The sequence below is a fragment of the Achromobacter sp. 1L-A-4-B-C2 genome (assembly GCF_057291955.1).
Window position 1 is genome coordinate 345,640 of sequence record NZ_JBXAWP010000006.1, and the last position, 23,510, is coordinate 369,149.

Annotated in this window: 21 protein-coding genes; 14 read left to right on the forward strand and 7 right to left on the reverse strand. The window is 64.8% G+C overall.

The genetic code is table 11. The features are described from left to right. Positions 1-40 precede the first annotated feature (40 nt). Positions 41-3,217 (forward strand): T6SS effector BTH_I2691 family protein, encoded by a 3,177-nt coding sequence (locus tag AC0Z35_RS26665; RefSeq protein ID WP_485133175.1) that lies wholly within the window; start codon positions 41-43, stop codon positions 3,215-3,217. A gap of 125 nt (positions 3,218-3,342) precedes the next feature. Next, positions 3,343-4,056: a DUF6708 domain-containing protein gene (locus AC0Z35_RS26670; protein ID WP_314363519.1), complete on the forward strand. Its 714-nt coding sequence runs from the start codon at positions 3,343-3,345 to the stop codon at positions 4,054-4,056. Between the two features lie 652 nt (positions 4,057-4,708). Here AC0Z35_RS26670 and AC0Z35_RS26675 read toward each other — a convergent pair. Next, on the reverse strand, positions 4,709-4,924 hold the full coding sequence (locus AC0Z35_RS26675) for a dodecin (protein WP_050449258.1): 216 nt from the start codon (positions 4,922-4,924) through the stop codon (positions 4,709-4,711). A 186-nt stretch (positions 4,925-5,110) separates the two neighbouring features. Between AC0Z35_RS26675 and AC0Z35_RS26680 the strand changes: the two genes are divergently transcribed. After that, positions 5,111-5,632 (forward strand): DUF6496 domain-containing protein, encoded by a 522-nt coding sequence (locus AC0Z35_RS26680; protein WP_104145949.1) that lies wholly within the window; start codon positions 5,111-5,113, stop codon positions 5,630-5,632. A gap of 33 nt (positions 5,633-5,665) precedes the next feature. Here AC0Z35_RS26680 and AC0Z35_RS26685 read toward each other — a convergent pair whose 3' ends face one another. Next, a complete protein-coding gene (locus AC0Z35_RS26685) occupies positions 5,666-6,568 on the reverse strand; it encodes a LysR family transcriptional regulator (protein ID WP_485133174.1) in 903 nt (300 codons plus the stop codon). A 123-nt stretch (positions 6,569-6,691) separates the two neighbouring features. Between AC0Z35_RS26685 and AC0Z35_RS26690 the strand changes: the two genes are divergently transcribed. From AC0Z35_RS26690 to AC0Z35_RS26700, 3 genes are all read left to right on the forward strand, one after another. Continuing rightward, positions 6,692-7,486 (forward strand): SDR family NAD(P)-dependent oxidoreductase, encoded by a 795-nt coding sequence (locus tag AC0Z35_RS26690; RefSeq protein ID WP_485133173.1) that lies wholly within the window; start codon positions 6,692-6,694, stop codon positions 7,484-7,486. Between the two features lie 36 nt (positions 7,487-7,522). Then, positions 7,523-8,536: a zinc-binding alcohol dehydrogenase family protein gene (locus AC0Z35_RS26695; RefSeq protein WP_485133172.1), complete on the forward strand. Its 1,014-nt coding sequence runs from the start codon at positions 7,523-7,525 to the stop codon at positions 8,534-8,536. Positions 8,537-8,729: 193 nt separating this feature from the next. Then, positions 8,730-9,692, forward strand: coding sequence for a tripartite tricarboxylate transporter substrate binding protein (locus tag AC0Z35_RS26700; RefSeq protein WP_104145945.1), 963 nt, complete (start codon positions 8,730-8,732; stop codon positions 9,690-9,692). 100 nt (positions 9,693-9,792) lie between these two features. Here AC0Z35_RS26700 and AC0Z35_RS26705 read toward each other — a convergent pair whose 3' ends face one another. Then, complete coding sequence (locus AC0Z35_RS26705; RefSeq protein WP_046805942.1) at positions 9,793-10,590, reverse strand: flavin reductase family protein; 798 nt, start codon at positions 10,588-10,590, stop codon at positions 9,793-9,795. Positions 10,591-10,601: 11 nt separating this feature from the next. Continuing rightward, positions 10,602-11,666 (reverse strand): LLM class flavin-dependent oxidoreductase, encoded by a 1,065-nt coding sequence (locus tag AC0Z35_RS26710; RefSeq protein ID WP_319305111.1) that lies wholly within the window; start codon positions 11,664-11,666, stop codon positions 10,602-10,604. Positions 11,667-11,774: 108 nt separating this feature from the next. Here AC0Z35_RS26710 and AC0Z35_RS26715 point away from each other — a divergent pair, with 108 nt between their 5' ends. Beyond that, positions 11,775-12,722, forward strand: a complete 948-nt coding sequence (locus AC0Z35_RS26715; protein ID WP_120157569.1) for a LysR family transcriptional regulator — start codon at positions 11,775-11,777, stop codon at positions 12,720-12,722. Positions 12,723-12,751: 29 nt separating this feature from the next. On the opposite strand, the gene AC0Z35_RS26720 is transcribed toward AC0Z35_RS26715, so the two are convergent. Next, entirely contained in the window at positions 12,752-13,630 is an 879-nt protein-coding gene (locus tag AC0Z35_RS26720; RefSeq protein WP_485133171.1) for an SMP-30/gluconolactonase/LRE family protein, read from the reverse strand. 277 nt (positions 13,631-13,907) lie between these two features. On the opposite strand from AC0Z35_RS26720, the gene AC0Z35_RS26725 reads away from it, so the two are divergent. Genes AC0Z35_RS26725 through AC0Z35_RS26755 form a run of 7 tightly spaced genes read left to right on the forward strand, consistent with a single transcriptional unit; the run spans position 13,908 to position 21,980 of the window. Then, positions 13,908-14,678: an enoyl-CoA hydratase/isomerase family protein gene (locus AC0Z35_RS26725; RefSeq protein WP_046805945.1), complete on the forward strand. Its 771-nt coding sequence runs from the start codon at positions 13,908-13,910 to the stop codon at positions 14,676-14,678. A 1-nt stretch (position 14,679) separates the two neighbouring features. Continuing rightward, a complete protein-coding gene (locus AC0Z35_RS26730; protein WP_485133170.1) occupies positions 14,680-16,998 on the forward strand; it encodes an acetate--CoA ligase family protein in 2,319 nt (772 codons plus the stop codon). Next, complete coding sequence (locus AC0Z35_RS26735) at positions 16,977-18,182, forward strand: acyl-CoA dehydrogenase family protein (RefSeq protein WP_485133169.1); 1,206 nt, start codon at positions 16,977-16,979, stop codon at positions 18,180-18,182. The genes AC0Z35_RS26730 and AC0Z35_RS26735 overlap by 22 nt, the downstream gene beginning before the upstream one ends. Further along, positions 18,179-19,123, forward strand: a complete 945-nt coding sequence (locus AC0Z35_RS26740) for an acyl-CoA dehydrogenase family protein (protein ID WP_485133168.1) — start codon at positions 18,179-18,181, stop codon at positions 19,121-19,123. The genes AC0Z35_RS26735 and AC0Z35_RS26740 overlap by 4 nt, the downstream gene beginning before the upstream one ends. A gap of 9 nt (positions 19,124-19,132) precedes the next feature. Continuing rightward, positions 19,133-19,891, forward strand: a complete 759-nt coding sequence (locus AC0Z35_RS26745; RefSeq protein ID WP_104145938.1) for an SDR family NAD(P)-dependent oxidoreductase — start codon at positions 19,133-19,135, stop codon at positions 19,889-19,891. Next, positions 19,891-21,231 carry an SDR family NAD(P)-dependent oxidoreductase gene (locus AC0Z35_RS26750; RefSeq protein WP_485133167.1) on the forward strand — a complete coding sequence of 447 codons (1,341 nt, stop codon included), beginning with the start codon at positions 19,891-19,893 and terminating at the stop codon, positions 21,229-21,231. Before AC0Z35_RS26745 ends, AC0Z35_RS26750 begins: the two co-directional genes overlap by 1 nt. After that, positions 21,219-21,980 carry a carboxymuconolactone decarboxylase family protein gene (locus tag AC0Z35_RS26755; protein WP_485133166.1) on the forward strand — a complete coding sequence of 254 codons (762 nt, stop codon included), beginning with the start codon at positions 21,219-21,221 and terminating at the stop codon, positions 21,978-21,980. Before AC0Z35_RS26750 ends, AC0Z35_RS26755 begins: the two co-directional genes overlap by 13 nt. A gap of 19 nt (positions 21,981-21,999) precedes the next feature. Here AC0Z35_RS26755 and AC0Z35_RS26760 read toward each other — a convergent pair whose 3' ends face one another. Further along, positions 22,000-22,356, reverse strand: a complete 357-nt coding sequence (locus AC0Z35_RS26760) for a hypothetical protein (RefSeq protein WP_485133165.1) — start codon at positions 22,354-22,356, stop codon at positions 22,000-22,002. 68 nt (positions 22,357-22,424) lie between these two features. Next, positions 22,425-23,390, reverse strand: coding sequence for an aldose epimerase family protein (locus AC0Z35_RS26765; RefSeq protein ID WP_485133164.1), 966 nt, complete (start codon positions 23,388-23,390; stop codon positions 22,425-22,427). Positions 23,391-23,510: the final 120 nt, after the last annotated feature.

Below are 23,510 nucleotides of genomic sequence, written 5' to 3' on the forward strand. Positions count from 1 at the left end.
TTGCGGTCGCGACGTGTTGGCATTTACGGGGAGTTGCATCATGGGTTCGCATGCGGGTTCGTTCGCCTATCAGGCTCGGCTGGCGGTATTGGAAACCATGGCGGTGCCGGTCGGTACTTGCCGCGCGTGTGAGCGCAGCGGGATGCCGATCCTGTTGCTGCGCGATGCGGCATTGCCGCCGGGGCCGTCCCCCTTCGATCCCGAACAAGACCGCGTACGCATCGATATGCAGCCGGGCAACTATCGCCTACTGCGCGAAGGGTTTGTGTATGTGCTGCTGGATCAGGAAATCTGGCACGCGTACCAAGTCACCGCCGACGGGCACATGCGCCAATATGATCCGTACCGAATGCCCGAAGGCACTCCCCGCCCCTTGTCCCAGGCTTGCACGGGTGTAGGGCACGACGTGCGCGCTTCGTTCATACACGTCGACACCAAGGCCTACAAGGAAGCGTGGATCGCGTTCTCGCAAGACCGGTGGCCTGAGCCGGTGTTGGATGCCTACAAGGCGCAGACGGCGCCATCCGCGCGGTTCTTGAAAGTGGATCTGACGACGTTGCGAGAAACGCCCCAAACGGTATTGCACGGGTTGAAATTCGCCGATGGGTTTCTGACCGATCGCGTGTGGGAATACCGTTACGACGGCGAGGATTTCGGCAGCCGGCATGCGGTGCGTACACGTACCCCCAGGTTTGTGCCGTTGAATGATTACGTCGACGACATCGCAAAGACGCAAGGCCTGCCGCAAGGTGTGCCGGTATTGGCGTTGCCCGATCCGGTGGGCGCGGTGTTGGAATTCAATCAACAACGCCATTTGTTGATTAACGACCGGCTCGCATGGGCGGGCAATGCCGAACGGCAGTATCTGCTTTTTACATCGGCGGCGCTGGTGCAGATCAGAGAGTTGGAGAAGACCTGGGCACGCACGCAAGCGGTACGGGAAGTCGAAAAACAGATCGAATACCGCCGACAACACAATGACCATCCGGTGCTGGGCACGCGTTCCCATTTGCCGCCGGTGGATGTCCCACGCGAAACGGAGATCGCAGCCAGGCGCATCACGGCTGAGTATCACGAACGCCTGGAACAACGCTACAGCGAGCCGCGTCGCCAGCAGTTTCAGGACATGCACGATAAGGAATGGCAGCGCAGGCAAGGACTGATAGATACGATGGCGGCCCGCTATGTCGCATGGCTGCAATCCCTGGCCTGGCTGCGCATCGCGCGATACGACTACTCGGCTACCGATCCGCACTCGGCAGCGGCGTACACCAAGATGGTGGCGGCCTGCCTGGACGGCGGCCCCAGCGAAGCGCCCCCCGTTGACGGCGCCGATCTTGGTCCCACGCAGCAGCTGTGGAAGGCCTTGCTGGAAAACCCCGACAGCATTCTGTACCAGGCGCTACTGGCCAAGAACGCCCGCCTGCTTGAAGGCCTGCGCCCGACCTTTACCGAAGGCTTCAAGGCCAATGATTCCGGCAAGCTGTATGCCGCCATCAAAGACGTGATGGCTTCGCAAGAAGGTGAGATGTATCTACGCAGCAGCGTAAGGGACGCGGCGGGCCAACTGCAAGGCGCGATGATCAACGCGATGACGGTGCTGGAAGCGCGAGCGCAAGAACGGCTTCTGCCCGTCGCGACGACAGTTCATCAAGCCGCCCTGCTGCTATACGAGCGCACCCAGCTGCTGCGAGTTCAGATCGAACTGACGCTGGGCGAGTATCAGGAATTACTCACTCAACAAATTCGCCAGCAATACGACAAGGCCGCGAAGGAGACCGGCAAGAAGGCCCGTGCGCTGATATTCAGCGGCATGCTGACCTTGCCCGGCCCGGCTCAGAACCACATATTCAAAGCCACGTTCTGGGTGGCGGATAACGCAGAAGGGTTGAAAGAAAAGCTAATTGCCGTGTCGGACGCTGGCGCAGACGCCATGGACACTGGCTGGCGCAGCGTGGTGGTGGGCCTTGGAAGTTTGGAGCCTGAGGCACACGCGGTAGTCGGGCAACTACGAACCACGGCTGCGGATGCAAAGCTACGGGCGCATACGGCTTTTGTGGGTATGCGCGGGATGGCGAACTTGGACGTGGCGTTGTCCATGGGCGCGTTGTTTTTTCAACAGGACGGGCTTAAGGCCAGTTTGGACGACTTGGATCGCGTGGCGGGTGGCCGATACCGCGAAGCCGTCTCTGGCGTGGCCGCAAGCGCGGCGGGCGTGATGGGCGTCGGAATCGAAGCAACGGGCGTGGCGATACGAAGCGTGGCCCAGGCGATGGAGAAAGCCTTGATCGCGCAAGCGCACGCGGTAAATGCACTGGCCGTGGGAAAGGGACTGATTCGGTTTGGTGGCGTGACCAGTGCGCTGTCGGGAGCAGCGGACGCCGTGCAGTTCGGCTTTGCGGCTTATAGAAATCAACGCGCCGGCGACTTCCCCGCAAGGAGTCTCTACAGCTGGGCTGCGGGATTCGCGCTAACGGGCGGTGCGATGGGCGCCGTAGCCGCTTATTACGGCTTAAGTTCACTGATGGGACCATTAGGTTTAGCGATTGCTCTGGGCCTGGCCGCCTACGCCAGCTCGCAAAGTGCCAAAGACCATCAGTCCACCGCGTTGGAAAAGTGGTGTAGGAGATGCTATTTCGGAGTGCACAACGAATCTCCCGCGGTTTGGTGGAATGGCGCAAAAACTGTCATCACCGTCCCGCCCTCCCCCAGCCTTGAAGCCGAATTGGTCAAAAACGAGGCGGCCAATAGCGATCAATACACGGCCATCGGCGCGCTGAACGCAGCAATTTTGGGCCTGGATGTGGCGGCAGAGTTCGTTAACAACCCCCAGCCAACACTGGATATCTCCAGCGTAGAGCCGATCTGGTCGCAAGCGCTTGTATACCGCATTCGACTTCCCGCGTGGGATCCAGGACTCTCTGCGTACACGATGCACGTGAGCTTAAAAAGTTACGACGGCAACCACATCGCCGTTGTTGAACAGTGCAACGCTTCGACGTCGGTGCAATTGTCTCGGCCCCAGAAGCGCCCGAGCTACCACGTAGATGCCAACGCCGCGCGTATGCCGACGTCTATGAATCCGTTGATTGCCGGAACTCTCATTCTGGCTTTTCTGGAACGGGACATTGAGTCCGCAACCGTCAAGGCGAAATACTGGCCCGACAAAACTCAGCCCGAATTGTTTGCAGAGCTGGTGCTAACCACTCTTCGATAACGTGCGCGAGTCGCTATGTGCATAGGCCCCTAGCCGCCCCTATTTTCAGAACCGGAATTATGGCAAACCAAAGACCTTTACTTGATAGACCATATCGGGGGTGGCAACGCGATTTAGCCGCACCCATGGACGGCGAGCGCGCTGAAGTCCAGCCCCATCATGCCCCTACACTCAACGCGCTCAACGACGCCTATCTGGAGATTTCCCGTCGCTCTACAAAAATGCGCGGGCTATTAATGTTCTTCGCCATCTTTCCAATCTGCTTCACCTTAGCTGTGCTGGCTATGGCCTGTAGCAGCTGGGAGCACGGCATCGTCTTCTCGTTGCAAATCCTGGCACCGGGCATCATGACCGGCGCCATGGCATACCACTGCATACGCATAGACACCGCCATCCCGCGCGACGAGCCGGTTCGTTTTAACCGTTTACGCCGAACCGTATACGTGTACAGCTTTGAACACGTCTGGTGGAATCCATTCGCGAAATGGCAGGTCACCACGAAGTCCTATGATTGGGCCGACCTGCGTGCCGAAGTCTGGCGGCAACGGGGGGCCACCGGGCAAGGCGGCTTGATGATTTCGTGGGGCGTATCCGTGGCCGTCGTCAAGCCCGGCACAAACCAAGTCATCGACCGGTTTCCCTTAAGCGTCTACCAGGACGAAGGCAGTTCCTGGGATTACGTGCGCGCCTACATGCAGTACGGGGTCGACGCCGTGCCACCCGTACGAGAATTCAACGACCCTAACGAAGTGCCGTCCCACAACCTGGCGCTTCGTCTGGCGCCGAAGGTCGAATGGCCGGCTGCGATGGATGTGGAATCGCGGACGGGTCCGGCCTGACCGGGGGGTTTGCGACACGCAGCACCGCCCGCGCCCTCGACGCCATAAATACTTATCCCCGCCATCTGTGGAGAAGGCTGAGGACAGTATTGGGGCACAGTCAAAATCCCCTGCTCCGCCAAGCACTTGCGTGTGCTGGTCAAACAATGCGCAATCGTCCTTTTGGATGAGTTTGGGCGAAGTTATCCCCGAAAGTGCTGTATGTCTGCACAGCGGTCTTCAAGGCGTGAACTGATTGTGGGTCTTGTCCCAGCATTCTGTGGAAAAGCATGAGGACAGTTTGAGGGCAGGTGCAAAAAGCGTATGCAGATCAATAACCTGCATGGCGTGGTCAATAAAGGCTCAATGGGGGACTGGATGGCACCGAGTTGTCCCCGGCAAATGTGGATAAGGCTGAGGACAGTATGCGGGTAGTCGCGAAAAAGGCTTACAGGCCAAGCACTTGAGAGCATCGGGCAATAAACGCCCAGTGGCTGCCCAGCCGGCGCGACGCGGGTCGTGTCGCGTGCCGCGCCGCACAACGTGGGGATAAAAGACAAGGCTTGTCCCCATGGAATGTGGACAAGCCTATGAACAGTCGGATAACAAGCCCGAAAACTCCTTGTCCGACAAGCACTTGCAGGCGCTGGTCAAAGAACGACCAGCGCGCGGATTACTCGTCTCCTTCGAGACGCATGCCGATTTTCAAACCGACCTGCCAATGGGCCACCTTGCCGTCCTTGATATGGCCGCGCACTTCAGTGACTTCAAACCAGTCCAGATTGCGTAAGGTTTCGGATGCGCGCTCGATCGCTTTGGCGATCGCGTCATCGGTGGAGGTGGTGGAAGATCCCACCAGTTCGATTTGCTTGTAGACATGATTCGACATAGCTCGTCTCCGCTAAGGGGGTGAGTCGTGAATCGACGGTCGGTGGCCCGTGTTCCGGCGCTTACGACCGGCAATCCATTCGAACACACAGGATAACGCGGCGGCGCTATCGTGGTGTTACGAGTTCCGTCGCGTGGTCTCGACTGGCGACGGAGCCCGCTCCCGCAACTCAGCAAGGAGATCACCATGCCTGAACGGAAAACCCTGGAACGCGCGAAGAAAGACAAGCGAGAAGGCAAGGCCGCATCCACGCAGGCCGGAGAATTCGTCCGCGAGGAAATCGAGCACGTGCGCGAAGGCAAGCACGGTGTACGTTCCACCAAGCAAGCCATTGCCATCGGACTGTCGAAAGCGCGTCGCGCGGGCGTGAAGGCCACGCCGTCGAAGAAGGCCAGTGCGGCGACCAAGCATCGGGCGAAAAAGGATACCGAGGCCGCGCACGACGGGCATGCCAAGTCGTCCACGCGTTCTCACGCAACGACCAAGGCGTTGAAGAAGGAAAGCACCAAGCCCGCGTCGCGTTCGGCGTTGTCGCACCACGCCAGCAAGTCGGCGGGCCGGCGCACAGCCGCCGACCGCTCGGCAGCAGCGAAGAAGGCCGCCGCAACCAAGGGCGCGGCCGGCCGTTCCGCCGCCGCGAAGAAGGCGGCGCAGACTCGGGCCAGGAACAAGGCCGCATCGGGGTCGCACCACCGCGCGGCGCACTAGGCCTGCTGCCCCGCCGCCGCAACCCGCGTCGCGCTACCCCGCCTCGAACTGCCGAAAGCGCTCTTGCAGAAACTCGCGCAGGCGCTTGACGGCGGGGGACAGCAACATGCGGTGCACGCAGAGCAGGTATAGCGGTGAGGGTTCGGTGGCGTAGTCGGGCAGCAGCGCCACCAAACGCCCGGCGCGCAAATCGCGCAACACGTCGTAGCGCGATTTGTACGCCACGCCCTTGCCCGCCAGCGCCCAGCGGCGCACCAGATCGCCGTCGTCGCCCACCCGGTCGCCCTTGATGGGTACCGTCATGGCGGTGCCTTCGTGCTCGAACGCCCAGCGGTCGTGCAGCGTTTCGCCCAGCACGAACGACAGGCAGTTGTGGTCGCGCAGGTCTTCGGGTTTCTGGGGCACGCCGTGCCGCGCCAGATACGCGGGCGACGCGCAGACGACGCGGCTGTTTTGTTCGGCCAGCGGCAGCGCCACCAAGGCGGAATCGCTGGGCTTGCCGTAGCGGATGGCGATGTCCACCGGCTGGCGGTACAGGTCGGCCAAGCGGTCGCTGATGCGCACCTGGAAGCTTACGCGCGGATGCTGGGTCTGGAAGTCATCCAGCCAGGGCAGCAGCACGTGGCGGCCCAGGTCGGACGGAATGGAGACGGACAGCGTGCCGGATATCGCCGTCTTGTCGCGCGCCATCGCGTTCTTGCCCGCCTCCAGCGTGGCGATGGCCGAGCGCGCGTATTCCAGATAGCGCTCGCCGTCCGCCGTCAGCCGCAGGCTGCGCGTGGACCGCACGAACAGGCGCGCGTCCAACGTCTGCTCCAGCCGTTTCAGCGCCGCGCTGGCCACGGCGGGCGACACGTCCAGTTCGCGCGCGGCGCCGGAAAAGCTGCCGTGATCGGCCGACGCCACAAAGATCCGCAGGTCTTCAAACCGCACCATGGTCGACTCATTTTCAAAAAATTATTGAAACTGAGTGCGATGCTAGCCGGTTTTTCATGCCTGTGAACTGGGTAATCATGGTTTCGTTTTCAAGCCTGTCCTGATCTCTACTGGAGCTGACACATGAACATCGAACTGAATGGCAAAAAGGCGCTGGTCACCGGGTCATCCGGCGGCATCGGCCTGGCGATTGCGTTGGGCCTGGCCGAAGCCGGCGCCCAAGTGGTGCTGCACGGCCGCAGCGCCGACAAGCTGGCCCAGGCGGCGGCCGCGATTGCACAGAAATTTCCCGCCGCCCAGGTCACGACCGTGCAGGCCGACCTGGCCACCGCCGATGGCGCCGCGTCCATCGTGGCGGCCCACCCCGACGTGGACATCCTGGTGAACAACGCCGGCTTCTTCGCCCCCAAGTCGTTCACCGAAATCACGGATGACGACTGGCAGCACATGCTGGACACCAACGTCATGAGCGGCATCCGGCTATCGCGCTACTACCTGCCCCGCATGATCGCGGCCAACTGGGGCCGCATTGTGTTCATCTCCAGCGAATCGGCGGTGCAGATTCCGGCGGAAATGATCCATTACGGCGTCAGCAAGACGGCGATGCTGGCTGTGTCCCGGGGCCTGGCCGAGCTGACCGCCGGCACGGGCGTCACCGTGAATGCCGTGCTGCCCGGCCCAACGCGCTCGGAAGGCGTGTCTGACTTCTTCGCCGAAATGGCCAAGGAACAAGGCGTGTCGCAAGACGAGATGGAACGCGACTTCATCGCCCAGCACCGCCCCACGTCCTTGCTGCGCCGGCTGGCGACCGTGGATGAAGTGGCCAACATGGTCGTCTACGCGTGCTCCACCCAGGCCAGTGCCACCAACGGCGCCGCGCTGCGCGTGGACGGCGGCGTGGTCCGCTCCATCCTCTGATCTCCCCCCATCACAACGAAAACCCGAGCCACCGATATGAAAGCCATTGCCTACTTCAAGAACCTGCCGGCCGACCAGGCTGACGCCCTGCAAGACATCACCGTCGACGAACCCACCCCCGGCGACCACGACCTGCTGGTGGACGTGCACGCCATTTCGGTGAACCCGGTCGACGTGAAGATCCGCGCCAACCGCGCGCCCGAGGACGGCAAGCCCGAGATCATCGGCTGGGACGCCGCTGGCGTCGTGCGCGCCGTGGGCGCGAAGGTCAGCCTGTTCAAGCCGGGCGACCGTGTCTGGTACGCCGGCGCCATCAATCGCCCCGGCGCCAACAGTGAACGCCATGTGGTGGACGAACGCATCGTCGGCCACATGCCCAAGAGCCTGGACTTTGCGCAAGCCGCCGCGTTGCCCCTGACGACCATCACCGCCTGGGAACTGCTGTTTGACCGGCTGCGCGTGCTGGACAACGCCGCCCCAAGCCAGGGCAGCCTGCTGGTGGTGGGCGCGGCCGGCGGCGTCGGGTCCATCCTGGTACAGCTGGCGCGGCAACTGACGGGGCTGACCGTGATCGGCACCGCGTCGCGGCCCGAGACGCAGGCCTGGGTGCGCGAACTGGGTGCGCATCACGTCATCGACCACAGCAAGCCGCTGGCGCAAGAGCTCAAGCGCATCGGCGTGCCACAGGTCAGCCACATCGCCGGCCTGACCCATAGCGACAAGCACTTTGCCCAGCTGGCCGAAGCCATCGCCCCGCAAGGCAAGATTGCGCTGATCGACGACCCCAGCGCCATTGACGTGCGGTTGCTGAAGGGCAAATCGGCGTCGCTGCATTGGGAGTTCATGTTTGCGCGTTCGCTGCACAACACGCCCGATATGATCGCGCAGCACGAATTGCTGAACCAGGCGGCCCGGCTGATCGACGACGGCACGCTGCGCACGACGCTAGGCGAGCACTACGGCAAGATCAACGCCGAGAACCTGCGCCGCGCCCATGCCTTTATCGAAAGCGGCAAGGCGCAGGGCAAGGTCGTCCTGGAAGGTTTCTGACGGCCTTCGCAGAACTGTTCTGCGCAAAGATGGGGTAATCGGGAAGTCCGATAAAAATTATCATCGACTCCTGTGACAACCCAAGGCGGGCGGCCCAGCGCCGCCCGCCGCCCCTGTCGCCACGCTGACAATACGCTGACCCGGCCCACAGAAGGCACGGACATGCACGGCGGCGGGATCAAGGAGAGAGACAATGTTCAAGCTCACGCGCCGCGGCTTCCTCGCGGCCGGCACCCTCATGATGCTTGCGCGGCCGTTGCGCGCCGCCCCCAAGCCCGTGACCCTGATCGTGCCCTACGCGCCCGGCGGCCCCAACGACAACTTCGCCCGGCTGCTGGCCGAAGGCATGAGCGCGCAGTTGGGCGTGCCGTTCATTGTTGAAAACAAGCCCGGCGCCAACGGCATCATCGGCGCCGCGCAAGTCGCGCGCGCCCCCGCCGACGGCAACACGCTGCTGATGGGTGGCTCGGGCCCGGTATCGCTGAACGTCTTGCTGCGTCCCAACCTGCAATACCGGTTCGACAGCTTCGCGTCCGTGGCGATGATGTTCGATGGGCCGTTGACCATCACCGTGCCCGCCACGATGGGCGTCAATTCCATTGCCGAGCTGGTCGCCTACGCCAAGAAGGAAAACCGCGCGCTGACCTATGGTTCGCTGGGGCCAGGCAGCGTCACCGACCTGTACGGCTTGATCCTGGCCAAGACGCTGGGTATCCCGCTGACCGCCGTGCCCTACAAGAGCACACCGACCAGCTTGATCGACCTGATCACCGGCCGCAACGACCTGTCTTACATGACGCCCATCGCGCTGGCCGATCACCAGAAGGCGGGCGCGGTGAAGATCCTGGCGCTGACGACCGATCAGCGCGACCCCGGCCTGCCCGATGTGCCGTCGGTGGTTGAGCTGGGCTATCCGCAGTTAAAGGCCAGCTACTGGACCGCGCTGCACGCGCCCAAGGGCACGCCCGCCGATTTGATCCAGGCGTATTCCGCCGCGGCGATCAAGACGGTTCAAGCCGAGAGTTTTCGCCAAATGTTGGTGGCGAACGGGCAGACCGAAAAGGCCGGCGGCCCGCAAGCGCTGGACGCGCAGCTGGAAGCCGACCGCCAATACTGGGGTCGCGTCATTCAGGAAAACCATATCGTGCTGGATTGATCAGAGGCTTGCCGCCGCGTAGCCGGCGGCAACTTGCGTTTCAACAGCAGCAAAAAATGCCCGCCGACATGGCGGGCATTTTCCTGGAGGCAGCCCTTGCCTATTGAAGCCGGACGGGCGCGATGCGATGCGTGGCGGATTTGAAGTTGATAACGGGCTGCGCTTCGCGGCACGTCGTCTTGCGGATCTTGCCCACGATCAGATCATGCGTGCCCAGCACTTCGGTGCAGACGATATCGCATTCGATGCTGGCCAGCGCATCGGGCAGCACCGGCGTGCCCTGCTCATTCATCACCCAGCCGCCTTGCGCAAAGCGCGCCATGCCTTGCGGCTGGCCCAAAAACGCCTGCATGACGGCCTCGTGTCCTTCACCCAGCACATTGGCCACAAAGCGGCCGTGGCGCAGCAAGGGCTCGCGCGCGGACGAGGTCTGCTGAACGAAGAAGCCGACCATCGGCGGGTCGGCCGAGATCGAGGTCAGGCTGGACACGATCATGCCGGCCACTTGATCGCCCTGCCCCGTGGTGACCGCGCTGATGCCGGCGGGCAGCGAACGCATCGCCGCCTTGAAGTCGTCAACCGACACCACCTGGTCATGCTCGTTGACCACCATGTGCGCGCGGATGTCGCCGCGTTCGTCGACCCATCCGTGCCTGGCCGCGTAGTCGACCATGGCGGAAAAATCCGCTTCCCATTTCGGGTCGCCCGCATGCTGCGACAAAAAACGCAGCACCGATGGCGACAGCCGCACATGGCGCTCGTCTTCGCGTCGCCCGACGCGGGCGATGGCGTGTTCCAGGCGGTCACGCGGCTGCGGATCGGCCAGCACGTCCAGCCGCCGGAAGTCCGACGGATGCCGCAGCGTGATCGCCCCCGCGTTGCTCAGATAGATCTGCATCTTGCACTCCTTCAGGCCACGGCCGTCGTGCTGCCGACTTCCTTGCGGATGGCCGGAATGATCTTGTCGCCCCACAGCTCGATCTGCTTGAGCATCGTCTTCTGATCGAAGTCGCCCAGCTGGGTCTGCAACGCAATGTGCTTGGGCCGCAGGATGCTGATCTCTTCCAGCATTTTGTCGATCACTTCATTGACCGAGCCCACCGGCAGGTTCTTGCGCAGCTGCTCGAACGTGGGATCGTTTTCAGACGGCACTTCCTTGACCATGTAGCCATCGTCGCTTTGCGCGCGGCGGAATTTCAGGCTTTCGGAAATGCGGCGTTGAAAGCGCGCGCAGTCCAGGTACGCGTCGATCTCGGCCTTGTTGTCCGACGCGTAGCCACAGCGCAAAAAGCCGAACTTCACATCGCGGTCCAGGTCGCGACCGTTGTCCTCGGCCACTTTTTCCAGCCTGCCGCGCAGCTCGGAAATGGCGTCGTTGCCCTTGAGCAGCGCCGTGACGAACAGGTTATGGTTTTCGCGCACGCCACGGCCCAGCGTGACCGGGTTGCCGGACGTGATCCACAGCGGCGGCATCGGGTCCTGCAAGCAGCGCACGGCGATCGAGCTGGGCGGTATCTTCAGGAATTGCCCGTCGTGTTCAAAGATTTTCTGCGTCAGGCCCTTGGGAATCACGTCCAGGAATTCGTTGAAGATCGCGCCCGAATCCGCGATCTGCACGCCGAAGCGTTCGAACTCGAATTCCTGATAGCCCGAGCCCACGCCCAGGTCCAGGCGGCCATTGGAAACGGTGTCCACAAAACCCACTTCGGCCAGGAAGCGCGCGGGGTGATACAGCGGCAGAATGCACACCGCCGTGCCCAGGCGTATGCGGTGCGTCTTGGCCGCCGCGTGCGCCACCGTCATCAGCGGCGAGGGCGACAAGGAGTAGTTGTTGAAGTGGTGCTCGGCGTACCAGGCCGCATCGAAACCGGCCTGCTCCGCCACCACGGTTTGCTCGATGGAGTTGTTGATGACTTGCTTTGAGGACTGGTGGTAACCTCGCTGCTGCGCCAGAATGAACACGCCGAATTCCATAATGTCTCCTCATTGATTGCTTGACGTTCTGAGGAAATTCTAGAGGCCGGCAGTCATCGGGGAAATACAGGAAATGCGGCGTTCTGTGCTGCGTAAAGTGGAGGAATGATGGACAGGCTGCGCGCGATGGAGCTCTTTCTGTCGATCTCCAAGACCGAGAGTTTTTCTGAAACGGCTCGGCAGTTCGGGGTGTCGGCAACGTCGGTATCCCGCATGATCACCGAGTTCGAAAACGAGTTGAACGTGAAGCTGCTGCTGCGTTCGACCCGGCAGGTCGTGCTGACCGAAGCCGGCCAGGAATATGCGCAACAGCTTGAGTCCATTCTGTGGAACATCAACGAGGCGCATCGCAACATCACCGAAATCCGCGCCGCGCCCAAGGGCATCCTGCGGGTGCATTCGCGCATGATGTTCGGCCTGGGCGTGCTGCCGCCGCTGGTGGCCGCGTTTCGCCAGCAGTACCCCGACATTCATATTGAACTGGTGCTGTCCGAAACCAAGGCAGACCTGCGGCGCAACAACTTCGATATCGATTTCCGCATTTCCCCCCCCGTTGAAGCGGGCTTAAAGCGGCGCATCCTGTTCAAGAGCGAACGTTTTCTGGTGGCCTCGCCCGCCTACCTGGCCAAGCACGCCGCGCCCGCCCGGCCCGCCGATATCGCGCAGCACGATTGCCTGGCCTACCTGCTGCCGGGCGATCAATATTGCTGGCGCTTCAAGCAGGATGAAGCGATTGAGGAAGTGCTGATCAAGCCGCGCCACGTGACCAACAACGGCGTCGCGCTGCTGGAACTGGCGCTGCTGGGTGAGGGTATTGCGCTGTTGGATGACTACACCGTGCACAACGATATTTCGCGCGGTACGCTGGTGCGTTTATTCCCTGATTATCACGTCACCAATACGACCTTCGAAGAAGGCATGTACGCCACCATCCTGGACACCGCGATGATCCCCGTGAAGATCCGGCTGTTCCTGGATTTCGTGGCCTCGCATGTGTCGGGTTCGGCGCTGCGGTTCACGGCGTACAACAAGACGGCCGCCGCCGAAAGCCCCTGATAAGGGGCGATGCATCAAGGCCGAATGCATCAAGGCCGAATGCGGCATTGCCCACGCGGCGCGCCCACCGCGCCCGCGCCCCGAACGCGCAGCAAGGCTCCATCCAGCGGCCCCGTGGCTGTCAGCCGGCCGCTGTCGCTGATGGTGGTGACAAAAATATCCGACAAGTCCGGGCCACCGAAACATAGCGATGCCGGATGCGCCACCGGCAGGTCGATGCGGCGATCCAGCTTGCCCGTCGCGTCGAACCGCGCAATGGCCGCCGCGTGCACCAACGCGGTCCACAAGCCGCCCTCGCGATCAAAGCAGCAGCCGTCCGGGGCCGAACCGAGCGCATCGGTATCGATGAATACCTGCGGGGACAACAACCGGCCCGCTTCCTCCATGCGATAGCGAAACCCCTTGCGTTGCGCGCTATCGCACACATGAAAATGCCGGCCGTCCGGATGCATGACCGGGCCGTTCACCACGCCCAGCCCTTGCGCGATGCGGCTGGCCCGGCCGCCCGTATCCACGCGGTACAAACCGCCCAGCGGCGCTTCGCCCTCTTGCCGATGGACATGCATGGTGCCGGCCACGAAGCTGCCATCAGGCAGCGGCGCGCCATCGTTCAGCCTCAGGTTCGGGTGGCTGTCGTCAATGCGCCCCAGCGTGCGCGTGGCGCCGTCGCTCAGGCTGACCAGCGCAAAGGTTTCTTTCAACGCCACGATGATGCTGTCGCCGCCGTTCAGCGCGAACGAGCCCACCGGGGCGGGCAAGCGCCATTCACGCGTCGTGCCGCCTTCCGGATCGATCCTCAGCAACTGTCCGCCGCGGCAATCCAGCATCCACAAGCAATTTCCGGCCGCATCCCACACCGGGCACTCGCCCAGCGCTGCGCGAACCGTGCCGATACGCTCAATCTGCATGTGCCGACCGCCCCTGTTCTGCTCGTCCGGCGGACGAATTCCCAAACCATGGTATCGGCTTGCGCCGCGCGGGAATATGCCGTTTTCGTGCAGAACACAACCAACATTTTTGGCCTGAATCCTGCGCAATACCCGTCCATATAATCCAAAAAAAACCGGCCACCCCGCGCTGAAAACGGGGCAAGACCGGTCCATCGGACTCATGGAGACACGTCATGCAGCATGCCATCGGCGCCCTGCGCGCCCTCGCTTTTTCCCCCATCAACAAGGTGCCCGCATGAGCGATGCCACCGTCACGTTGGAAGTCAACGAAGGGGTTGCGCTGGTCACGCTGAACAGCCCGCCGGTCAATGCGCTGAACCGCGCCATGCGCCGCCGCATCGTCGCCATCTTCGACGAAATATCCGAGCGCGATGACATACGTTGCGCCGTGCTGACAGGCCAGGGAAAAGTGTTCTGCGCCGGGGCGGATTTGAAAGACCGACCCAACGCCGACATCGCCGGCGACTTCCTGGAGCACAACCGCATCACCCGCGAAACCGGCAACGCCATCAAGGAATGCGCCAAGCCGGTGATTGCCGCGGTGAACGGCGCGGCGCTGGGTGCGGGGTTGGGGCTGATGGCCGCGTGCGACATCATGTACGCGTCCGACAACGCCACCTTCGGCATGCCGGAGATCAACGTGGGCCTGGCGGGCGGCGCGTCCATGTTGCGCACGCTGGTGGGCCGGTCAACCTTGCGCCGCATGTTCTTCACCGGCCAACGCCTTAGCGCGCACGACCTGTTGCGCCGCAACGTGCTGGAAGACGTGCTGCCGCCCGACCAGTTGCTGCCCACGGCGCTCGCGCTGGCGCATGAAATTGCGTCCAAGGCACCGCTGGCCGTCTTGTATGCCAAGCGCGCCGCCAACATGGTAGACCTGATGCCGCAGCGCGATGCCTACCGTTTCGAGCAGGACTTCACGATGGCGCTGGCCAAGACGGAAGACGCCCGCGAGGCGCGCATGGCGTTCCTGGAAAAGCGCCAACCGCAATTCAAGGGCCGCTGACATGGCGCGGATCGAACAAGCGCACAGCCCGCGGCAACATCGCCCCCAGCAACATAGCCCCCAGCGCGCGGGCGCCGGGCTGACGCCGTTTTTCAAGGCAGGCAGCATCGCCGTCGTGGGCGCGTCGGACGACGTCACCAAAATCGGCGGGCGCCCCGTGCAGATGCTGATCAAGCACGGCTATGCCGGCGCCGTGTATCCCATCAACCCCAAGGGCGGTGTCATTCAGGGCTTGCCCGCCTACGCATCGGTGCGCGACACGCCTTGTGCTCCCGAGCTGGCCATCCTGGCCGTGCCCGCCGCCGCCACGCCCGCCGCGTTGCGCGACTGCGCGGCGCGCGGCACCAAGGCCGCCATCGTACTGTCGGCCGGCTTCACGGAAGCAGGCCCTGCCGGCGCCGCGCTGCAAGCTGAGCTGGTCGCCATTGCCCGGCAATACGGCATGCGCGTGCTGGGGCCGAACTGCCTGGGCGCGGTCAACGTGGCCGACCGCCTGATCGGCTCGTTCTCGATCGCGCTGGAAGAACACATGCCGCCGGCCGGGCACGCGGGCATCGTGTCGCAGTCGGGCAATGTGGGTAGCCACACCATGCAAAGCGTGGCGCGGCGCGGCATGGGCGTCAGCCGCTTCATGGCGACCGGCAACGAAGCCGACGTGGACGTGGCCGACGGCATCGCGGCGCTGGCCGACGACCCCGATACGCACATCATCCTGTGCTGCATGGAGACGTGCCGCGATGCCGACAAGCTGATCAGCGCGCTGCGCCTGGCGCGCCAGCGCGGCAAGCCGGTCATCGTGTTGAAGATCGGCTCCACTGAAAAGGGCCAGCAGGCAGCCGCGTCACACACCGGCGCGCTGACCGGGTCCGATGCCGTCATCGACGCCGTGTTCCGCCGCCATGGCGTGCTGCGCGTGGGCTCGGTGGAAGCGTTGATCGACGTCGGCCACGCGGCGTCGATGCTGATGCCGAACCGCTTGCCCCGCAACGACGCGGTGACGCTGGTGGCGGCCTCGGGCGGCTTCGGCATCATGATGGCCGACGCCATGAGCGAGGCGGGCATGACGCTGCCCGCGTTAGCGCCGCTGACGCAGCAACGCATCCACGACGCCGTGCCCACCGCCAGCACCGGCAACCCGGTCGACGCGTCGGCGCAGATGTCGAGCCGACCCGACATCCTGGGAAAGATGCTGACCGCCTTGCTGGAAGATCCTTCCGACAGTTCGCTGGTGTTGTTCATGTCGCTGTCGCTGTACAACACGCGGCTGCGCGGCATCTACCTGGAAGCGCTGGCGCAGGTGTGCATCAGCCATCCGCAGCGCCTGCTGATGATCATCAGCCAGGGGCCGGCGGACGCCATCGAACAGATCAATGCGCTGGGCATACCCGTGTTCGCCGGCATTGATGCCGCGGCCACGAGTTTGGCGGGGCTGGCACGGCTGGGGCAGTTGCGTGCGAGGGGTGGCGCTGACCGTGCGGCTGGAGCGGGCGACACGGCGGCAACACCGCTTGCAGAGCCCGACGGCGCATCGATTGCAGCCATCGACCATGCGCCCCCCGCCCCGTCCCCCATCGACCCCGTCGTCTTCAAGAATGAATTCCACGCCAAGCAGGCGCTGGGCCAAGCCGGCATCGATGTGCCGCGCGAAGTGATCGCCATCGATGCCGACGCTGCCGTGCGCGCCGCCGACAGCATCGGCTACCCCGTCGTGCTGAAAATCGCGTCGGAGGATGTGGCGCACAAGACCGAGGCAGGCGGTGTGGCGTTGGATGTGGCCGACGCCCAGGCCGTGCGCGAGGCTCATGCCCGCATTCTTGCCAATGTGGCGCGCCACGCGCCCGGCGCCCGCATCGACGGCGTGCTGGTGGGGCCGATGCTGCGCGGTGGCACGGAAATGATCGCGGGCGTGTCGCAAGACCCGGTCTTCGGGCCGATTGTCATGGTGGGCATGGGCGGCATCTATGCCGAAGTGCTGAACGACGTGGCGGTACAGACCGCGCCCGTCACCGATGACGAAGCGCTGGCGATGATCCGGTCATTAAAGATGTTCCCGATCCTGGACGGCGCGCGTGGTCGGCCCAAGGCCGACGTGCAAGCCGCTGCACGCAGCGTGGCCCGCTTGTCGGAATTTGCCTATCGCCATCGCGACGACATCGCCGATATCGACATGAACCCCATTCTGGTAAGGCCCGAGGGCCAGGGCGTGGTGGTGCTGGACGCGCTGATGATTCCGCGCGCCACGCGTGCCTCTACACCCGCGGCCGAGCCCGCAGCCGAGCCCGCAGAGCAAGGACAAGCATGCAATTCGAACAACAGGTAATCGTTCCCGACCCTGCCTCGGGCGTCGAGGTCTACCGGCAACACGCGCGCAATTGGCTGCGCGCGAATTTGCCGGACTTCATGCGGGCGGACAGCCCGGACTGGCGCGCCCCCACGCTGGCCGAAAGCAGTGCCTGGGAAGCGGCCATGCATCAGGCCGGCCTGGCGGGCATGACCTGGCCCAAGATCTATGGCGGCCACGGCCTGACGCTGCGCGAACATCTGGCGGTGAACAAGGAAATCGGCGCGCTGCCGATGCCGGAAAGCGTCAGCTCCATCGGCAAGGAACTGGCCGGCCCCATCATCATGGCCGTTGGCGACGATGCGCAGAAGCAGGCCTTCCTGCCGGAAATCCTGACGATGCGGCAATTCTGGTGCCAGGGCTTTTCCGAACCGGACGCCGGGTCGGACCTGGCGCGCTTGCGCACCAAGGCGGTCGCGGAAGGCGGGCATTGGCGCATCAACGGTCAGAAGATCTGGACCAGCGGCGCGGCCAAGGCGCACTACTGCCTGCTGCTGACGCGCACCGGCACCGTGGCGGACAAGCACCGTGGGCTGCTGATGTTTGCCGTGCCGATGGACACCCCGGGCATCCGCGTGGTGCCGATCAAGTCGATCGACGGCAAGGAGTCGTTTGCCGAGGTGTTCTTCGACGATGTGGTGGTGCCCGATAGCGCGCGTCTGGGCGCGCCGGATGAAGGCTGGAACGCCGCCATCCGCGTGCTGTCCATCGAACGCGCCACCAACCGCATGTACCGGCCGTGGCGCTTTGAATGCGAACTGCGGCAGTTGATCGCGGCGTGCAAATCCGACGCGCGTCTTGCGCCATCGTTGGACGACGGCTATGTGCGACAACGCGTGGGCGAAGTGGTGGCGCAGGTCGATGGCTTGAAGGGGCTGGTCGAACTGACCGTGGAACGCATGTTGCGCGGCGAATCCATCGGCGCGCGCGGATCGTTGACGAAGCTGTATTGGTCCGAATGCCATCAGGCTTTTGCCGGGCTGGCGCTATCGCTGCTGTCGCAGGTGGGGCCGCATTCCAGCCCGCTGGCGCGGCGCGCGCACAAGGCCTTTACCAACGCGTACCTGTTCGCGCGCGCTGAAACGATCTACGCGGGCACCACTGAAGTGCAGCTGGATGTGATCGCGCAGCGCGTCATGAACCTGCCCAAGGATTTGACATGAGTAGCGAAGAACTGCGTCCCGAAGAGTTCGCGCAAGCCGCCGACGCCGCCATCACCGATGCGCTGTCGCGCGCGGACGCGCATGAGATGGCCGCCGTGCTGGCGCAGGCCGGGCTGTGCGGCGTGATGGCGGACGAGGCCGACGGCGGGCTGGGCCTGGACCTGGCATTTGCCTTGCCGATTGCGCACGCGGCGGGCCGGCTGCAACTGCCCTTGCCGCTGGCCGAACAGATGTTGCTGTCCAAGGCGCTGGCGGGCACCCCGCACGCCGCCGTGCTGGTGGCCGGCGAGCGGCTGGTGGGCATCGCGTGGCAAGGCAGCGTGCAGCAAGGTAGCGCGCGCGTGGATCATGGCCCGGCCGACTGGGTGCTGGTGGCCGATGGCGACGGCGCGGCGCTGCTGGACGTGCGCGATGCCGCGCAAGAACCCCAAGCGGAACTGGACCCCGACCACCCCCAGATCTGGCTGACGCTGGCCGGCGCACCCGTGCTGGCGCGGCTTGACGCGCAGGCCTGGCGCGCGCTGGAAGCGTCCGCGCAACTGCTGCTGGCCGAGTTCGCCAACGGCGCGGCCGAGGGGGCATTGCAAGCCACCGCGGGCTACCTGGCGACCCGCGTGCAATTCGGCCGTCCGCTATCGGCCAAGCAGGCCGTGCGCCATCTGCTGGCACGCATGCGCTTGCTGCAAGACGTGTCCAGCGCCGCGATCCGCCGCGCGATGCACACCGATGAATTCGGTGCGCCGCGCGACACCCGGTCCGCATTGGCGGGCGCCGTCGCCAACGCCGCTTTCGTCATTGAAAAATCCATCCACCTGCACGGCGGCATGGGTTTTACCTGGGAGCTTCCCTTGCACCCCGCGCTGCGCGCGGTGCGCAAGCTGGACGCGGCATTCAGCGGCGTGTCACGCGCCGTGGGCCGCGATTTCATTGAATCGGTGTAGGAAGAAACCATGCAACAAGATCTGGCTGGGCGCGTGGCGCTCGTCACCGGCGCAGGCGCCGGCATCGGCCGCGCCACCGCCCGCGCGCTGGCAGCGCGCGGCGCCATCGTGGGCGTCAACGACTTGAAACAGGAACTGGTGGACGCGGCCGTCGCCGACATTACCGCCCATGGCGGCAAGGCGTTTGCGGTGGTGCAGAACGTGGCATCGCGCGAAGGTATCGCACAGGCCGTGCGGCAGGCGGCCGAATACGGTTCGCGCTTTGACATCCTGGTCAACAACGCGGCCTGGGTGCGCTACCAAAGCGCGGCCGAGATCCAGGCCGACACGATGGACCGCATGCTGGACATCGGCTTCAAGGCCGTGATCTGGGGCATCCAGGCCGCCGCCGAGGCGATGGACCCGGAACGCGGCGGCGCCATCGTCAACGTGGCGTCCACCGCCGCCCTGAAATCCGCGCCCGCGTCGATGGTGTATTCGGGCATCAAGGCGGGCGTGCTGGGCATTACCCGGGCGGCGGCGGCCGAGCTGGGCGGGCGCGGCATCCGCGTCAACGCGGTCTGCCCATCGGCGGTGCCGACGGAAGGCACGCAGCGCAACCGCAACGCCGAACGCGACGCGCGCCGCATCGCCAGCACGCCGCTGGGGCGGCTGGGTACGGTGGAAGACGTGGCCAGCGGCATCGCGTTCCTGGCCAGCGACGAAGCGCGCTTCATCACGGCGCAGGCGCTGGTGGTGGACGGCGGCATCACGTTCACCACGCTTTGATGGATACGGTTCTGTTGACCGGCGCGGCCAGCGGCATCGGCCGCGCCACGGCCTGGCATCTGGCCCGACTAGGCCACCGCTGCGTGTTGGTGGACCGCAATGCAGCGGCGCTGGAAGAACTGTTGACGCAGTTGCACGCGGCGAAGAAGGCGAATGTGGACGCCGATGCCGATGCCGATGCCGACCGCATCGCCGCCCCAATCGCAAGGCCCTCGCGCACCGGAGACACGGACCGGCCCGCGCCGCAGTCCCAGGCGCCCGCCACCGCCCATGTCGAACATCTTGCCCGCGTCGTCGACCTGACGGACCCTGAACAGATCCTGGCGCTGGCCGACGGCATGCCGACGCTGAACGCCATCATCAACAACGCGGGGATGACGGACGCCAGCAACCTGCCCATCGTCGAACAACATGACCGCGACTGGCGGCGCTTGCTGGATCTGAATCTGCATGCGCCGCCCCGGCTGCTGCGCGCGCTACAGGGGCGCTTGGCGCCGCACGCCCGCATCGTCAACGTGGCGTCGGGCGCGGGGCTGCATGCCATTCCGCTGCGCGGCGCGTACAGCCCAAGCAAAGCCGGCCTGATCGCGCAGACGCACGCGCTGGCGCGCGCGCGGCCCGACCTGGGCGTCAGCGTCTTGTGTCCCGGCTTCGTGCAAACGGAATTGGTTGACGGGCTGATCGCAAGCGGCCGCCTGGATCCGGTGCGCGCAGTGGCGAAGATTCCGCTGGGGCGCCTGGCCAAGCCCGAAGAACTGGCCTGCGCGCTGGCGTTTCTGGCCAGCCGGGACGCCGCGAGCTTAAGCGGCAGCCGCCTGTCCGTAGACGGCGGGTCGTCTGTCTTTGGCGGCAGCCAAGCCTATGCCCCCAACGCCATCCCCGCCGTGCCCTGCGACACGCCTTTGTCGTTAACCGTGCACGGCGGCTGGCCCGGGCTGGGCAGCACGGATACGCGCGACGGCTACGCTGCCATCATCGACACGTCTGTGCTGCACAGCTCGCCTGGCGGGCGGCTGGCGGCCACCTTGGCGGCCGCGCAACGCCATGGCGGCGGCAGTGGGCCGGGCAGCCTGACGCTGCTGCTGCCGCGTGGCGTCCAGGCGGATTTCCAAGTGGACTCCCAGGCGAAGTCTCCTACGGCCTGGGAATACGCGGGCGACGACGCGGCCGCGCGCATGCTGATCGCCACGCTGGCCTGTGAATGGGGGCCGCGCGCGCGCCGCATCAACGCCGTCGAAGTGGACGCCGCCAACCCGGACGCCGCGCTGAACCCCCTGCTTCGTTTCGTCGCGGGCGCCGAAGCTCAATACCTGACAGGGCAAACGCTATGCACACGCTGAACGATCCCGCCGCGATCAAAGCCCGATTCATCGCCGCGCGCGGCTACTGGCGGCCGTGGACCGAGGCGCTGTTGCATGCCAACCCCGCGTTCTTGTCAACCTATGCCGAGTACGCGGGCTATCCGGCGCGCACCGGGCCATTGACGCCGCGCATGGTCGAGCTGATCTACGTGGCGCTGGACACGTCCCCCACGCACCTGTACGAAGCGGGTTTGACGACGCACCTGAAGCTGGCCCTCGCGGCGGGCGCCAGCGAGGCGGACGTCTTCGACGTGCTGCATCTGGTGACGTTGCAAGGCCTGGTCGCCGTGCTGCAAGCGGCGGACGTGCTGGATGAGGCCGCCCCGTCGGCGGCCCTGCCGCCGGACGATCCGCTTGCCGCCCGCATCCAGGCGCTATGGCCCGATCAGGCGGCCAGCCTGTTGCGACTGGCGGCGCAGGACCCGGGTTATGTGGCCGTGCTGCTGGATTTTGTGGAAGGCGGCGCGCCGGCAGGCGGCCTTAGCCATGCCGAACGCTTGTTGGTGCGCATTGCGCTGCACGCCGCGTTCACGGAGGGCAACCGCGGCGCATTGCAGGCGCTGATTCCGCATGCGCTGACGCAAGGCGTGACGCGCGCGGAGATACTGCAAGTCATTCAACTGGGCGCCCACCTTGCCGTGCATGGCGCGTCATTGGGCGCCACGGTGTACACGAAGGTGGTTGCCGATAACAGGAACGGGCCCGGCAAGGCCGACGCAAGGGCTTGACCGGATCCTGCTGCCTGGCTCAGGCCTGCCCTTCCCGCCTGGCGCGGGCATGCGGATCGTTGATTTCCGTTTCCAGTTCGGCAATCAGCCAATCGAACCAGCCCTTCTCGGTGCGGGCATACACCACGGCGGCGGGCGTCTTGCCGTCGCGCCAACCGGGTTGATGGGTGTCCATCCACGACGCCAGGCTCTTGTGCGGCGCCAGCAGCCCCGACAACCAGTTCCACAGATAGTCCGGCACGTTACGGCGAAAGCCCTTTGCGCTGGCATACAGCGTGGGCTCCAGCGGCAGGCTGCCAGAACGGGCCAGCTTGGCCTGCACCCGGCGCAGCGTTTCGGCCGCCGCCTGCAATTGTTCGGTGCTGAGCTTTTTCACGTAGGAGACTCCTGGATTGGGGTTGGCGGATTATCGCCGGAGGAAGCCGGCGTTTCCAAGCGCGGCGTTCAGCGTTGGCCGCGAGGCGGCGTCAGCGCCATCAGCGCCGTGGCCGTAAAGCGCGCCCCCGGTTCCAGCACCTGCATCCCCGTGCGGGTTTCACCGGCCGCCGCCAGGTTGAACGCGTCGGCCACATTGGTGACAGGTTCCACGCACAGAAATTGCGATCCCGGCGCGGTGTAGACCACGACATGGGCAAAGGCCGGGTCCGCGTGCAACGCCAGTTCGTGCCCGTCCGCCCAGTGCAGCGTGGCGCGCCCCTCCCATTGCGACAGATAGGTATCGCAACCTTCGGCCGACCAGCGCAACTCGCGCACATGTTTGACCCGGCTGCCCGTGGGCAACCCGTCGGCATCGGCGGGCCACACGCGCCGCGCGTTCAGTGTCACGCGTTCGGCGGTGAAGTACGGGTGGATGCCCAGGCCGCAAGGCATGGCGGAATCGCCCTGGTTGATGACGCTGAGCGACAGGCGCAAGCCGCGCGCGTCCAGCCGGTAGCGCTGAACGCATTCGAACGGCCAGGGCCAGCCCAGCACGCCCGCCGGCTGGGCCAGCACCAGGTCGATGCTGTCGGCTGTGTGATTGCGCACCTGCCAGGGCTGAAACAGGCCCGCGCCGTGGATGGCTTGCGGCCGGCCGGGCACGGATTGCAGCGCGTGGCGCGCGCCGTTGAACGTGAACACGCCGTTGCGGATGCGATTGGAATACGGCACCAGCGGGTAGGAGCCCGCGCGGGGCCACTTGCCGGCCGCCCATTCGGTGGCGGTCAGCGGCACGATCCAGTCGTGCGAGCCCGTGGACAAGCGGGTCAGCCGCCCGCCGCCACCCGGCGCGAACTCGGCCTGATGCGCCCCGCTGGAGATCGTCACGCGTGCGGCCGCGTTAATGGGGTCAGGAAATGGCGGGTCGGGCAAAGCGGGATCGGGTAAGGCGGGGTCGGGAAAGGCGGGGTCGGGAAAGGGCAAGTCCGGCATCTGGTGCTCCAACGGCCAACACAAGACCGCATCGTGCGATTGTGCCGTCGGCGGCCGGGCGCGGCAAATCCATCCTGCTTGCCCCCGCACGCGCCCGCTCGCCCCGATACAATCACGGGC

What these genes read in the sequence shown, in the direction of transcription:
- AC0Z35_RS26710 (WP_319305111.1), bottom strand. Translation starts at nt 11,666, where the DNA reads ATGGAATTCGGCGTGTTCATTCTGGCGCAGCAGCGAGGTTACCACCAG.
- AC0Z35_RS26720 (WP_485133171.1), bottom strand. Translation starts at nt 13,630, where the DNA reads ATGCAGATTGAGCGTATCGGCACGGTTCGCGCAGCGCTGGGCGAGTGC.
- AC0Z35_RS26735 (WP_485133169.1), top strand. Translation starts at nt 16,977, where the DNA reads ATGCAATTCGAACAACAGGTAATCGTTCCCGACCCTGCCTCGGGCGTC.
- AC0Z35_RS26675 (WP_050449258.1), bottom strand. Translation starts at nt 4,924, where the DNA reads ATGTCGAATCATGTCTACAAGCAAATCGAACTGGTGGGATCTTCCACC.
- AC0Z35_RS26765 (WP_485133164.1), bottom strand. Translation starts at nt 23,390, where the DNA reads ATGCCGGACTTGCCCTTTCCCGACCCCGCCTTTCCCGACCCCGCCTTA.
- AC0Z35_RS26670 (WP_314363519.1), top strand. Translation starts at nt 3,343, where the DNA reads ATGGACGGCGAGCGCGCTGAAGTCCAGCCCCATCATGCCCCTACACTC.
- AC0Z35_RS26745 (WP_104145938.1), top strand. Translation starts at nt 19,133, where the DNA reads ATGCAACAAGATCTGGCTGGGCGCGTGGCGCTCGTCACCGGCGCAGGC.
- AC0Z35_RS26730 (WP_485133170.1), top strand. Translation starts at nt 14,680, where the DNA reads ATGGCGCGGATCGAACAAGCGCACAGCCCGCGGCAACATCGCCCCCAG.
- AC0Z35_RS26750 (WP_485133167.1), top strand. Translation starts at nt 19,891, where the DNA reads ATGGATACGGTTCTGTTGACCGGCGCGGCCAGCGGCATCGGCCGCGCC.
- AC0Z35_RS26740 (WP_485133168.1), top strand. Translation starts at nt 18,179, where the DNA reads ATGAGTAGCGAAGAACTGCGTCCCGAAGAGTTCGCGCAAGCCGCCGAC.
- AC0Z35_RS26685 (WP_485133174.1), bottom strand. Translation starts at nt 6,568, where the DNA reads ATGGTGCGGTTTGAAGACCTGCGGATCTTTGTGGCGTCGGCCGATCAC.
- AC0Z35_RS26725 (WP_046805945.1), top strand. Translation starts at nt 13,908, where the DNA reads ATGAGCGATGCCACCGTCACGTTGGAAGTCAACGAAGGGGTTGCGCTG.
- AC0Z35_RS26700 (WP_104145945.1), top strand. Translation starts at nt 8,730, where the DNA reads ATGTTCAAGCTCACGCGCCGCGGCTTCCTCGCGGCCGGCACCCTCATG.
- AC0Z35_RS26665 (WP_485133175.1), top strand. Translation starts at nt 41, where the DNA reads ATGGGTTCGCATGCGGGTTCGTTCGCCTATCAGGCTCGGCTGGCGGTA.
- AC0Z35_RS26680 (WP_104145949.1), top strand. Translation starts at nt 5,111, where the DNA reads ATGCCTGAACGGAAAACCCTGGAACGCGCGAAGAAAGACAAGCGAGAA.
- AC0Z35_RS26755 (WP_485133166.1), top strand. Translation starts at nt 21,219, where the DNA reads ATGCACACGCTGAACGATCCCGCCGCGATCAAAGCCCGATTCATCGCC.
- AC0Z35_RS26695 (WP_485133172.1), top strand. Translation starts at nt 7,523, where the DNA reads ATGAAAGCCATTGCCTACTTCAAGAACCTGCCGGCCGACCAGGCTGAC.
- AC0Z35_RS26715 (WP_120157569.1), top strand. Translation starts at nt 11,775, where the DNA reads ATGGACAGGCTGCGCGCGATGGAGCTCTTTCTGTCGATCTCCAAGACC.
- AC0Z35_RS26705 (WP_046805942.1), bottom strand. Translation starts at nt 10,590, where the DNA reads ATGCAGATCTATCTGAGCAACGCGGGGGCGATCACGCTGCGGCATCCG.
- AC0Z35_RS26690 (WP_485133173.1), top strand. Translation starts at nt 6,692, where the DNA reads ATGAACATCGAACTGAATGGCAAAAAGGCGCTGGTCACCGGGTCATCC.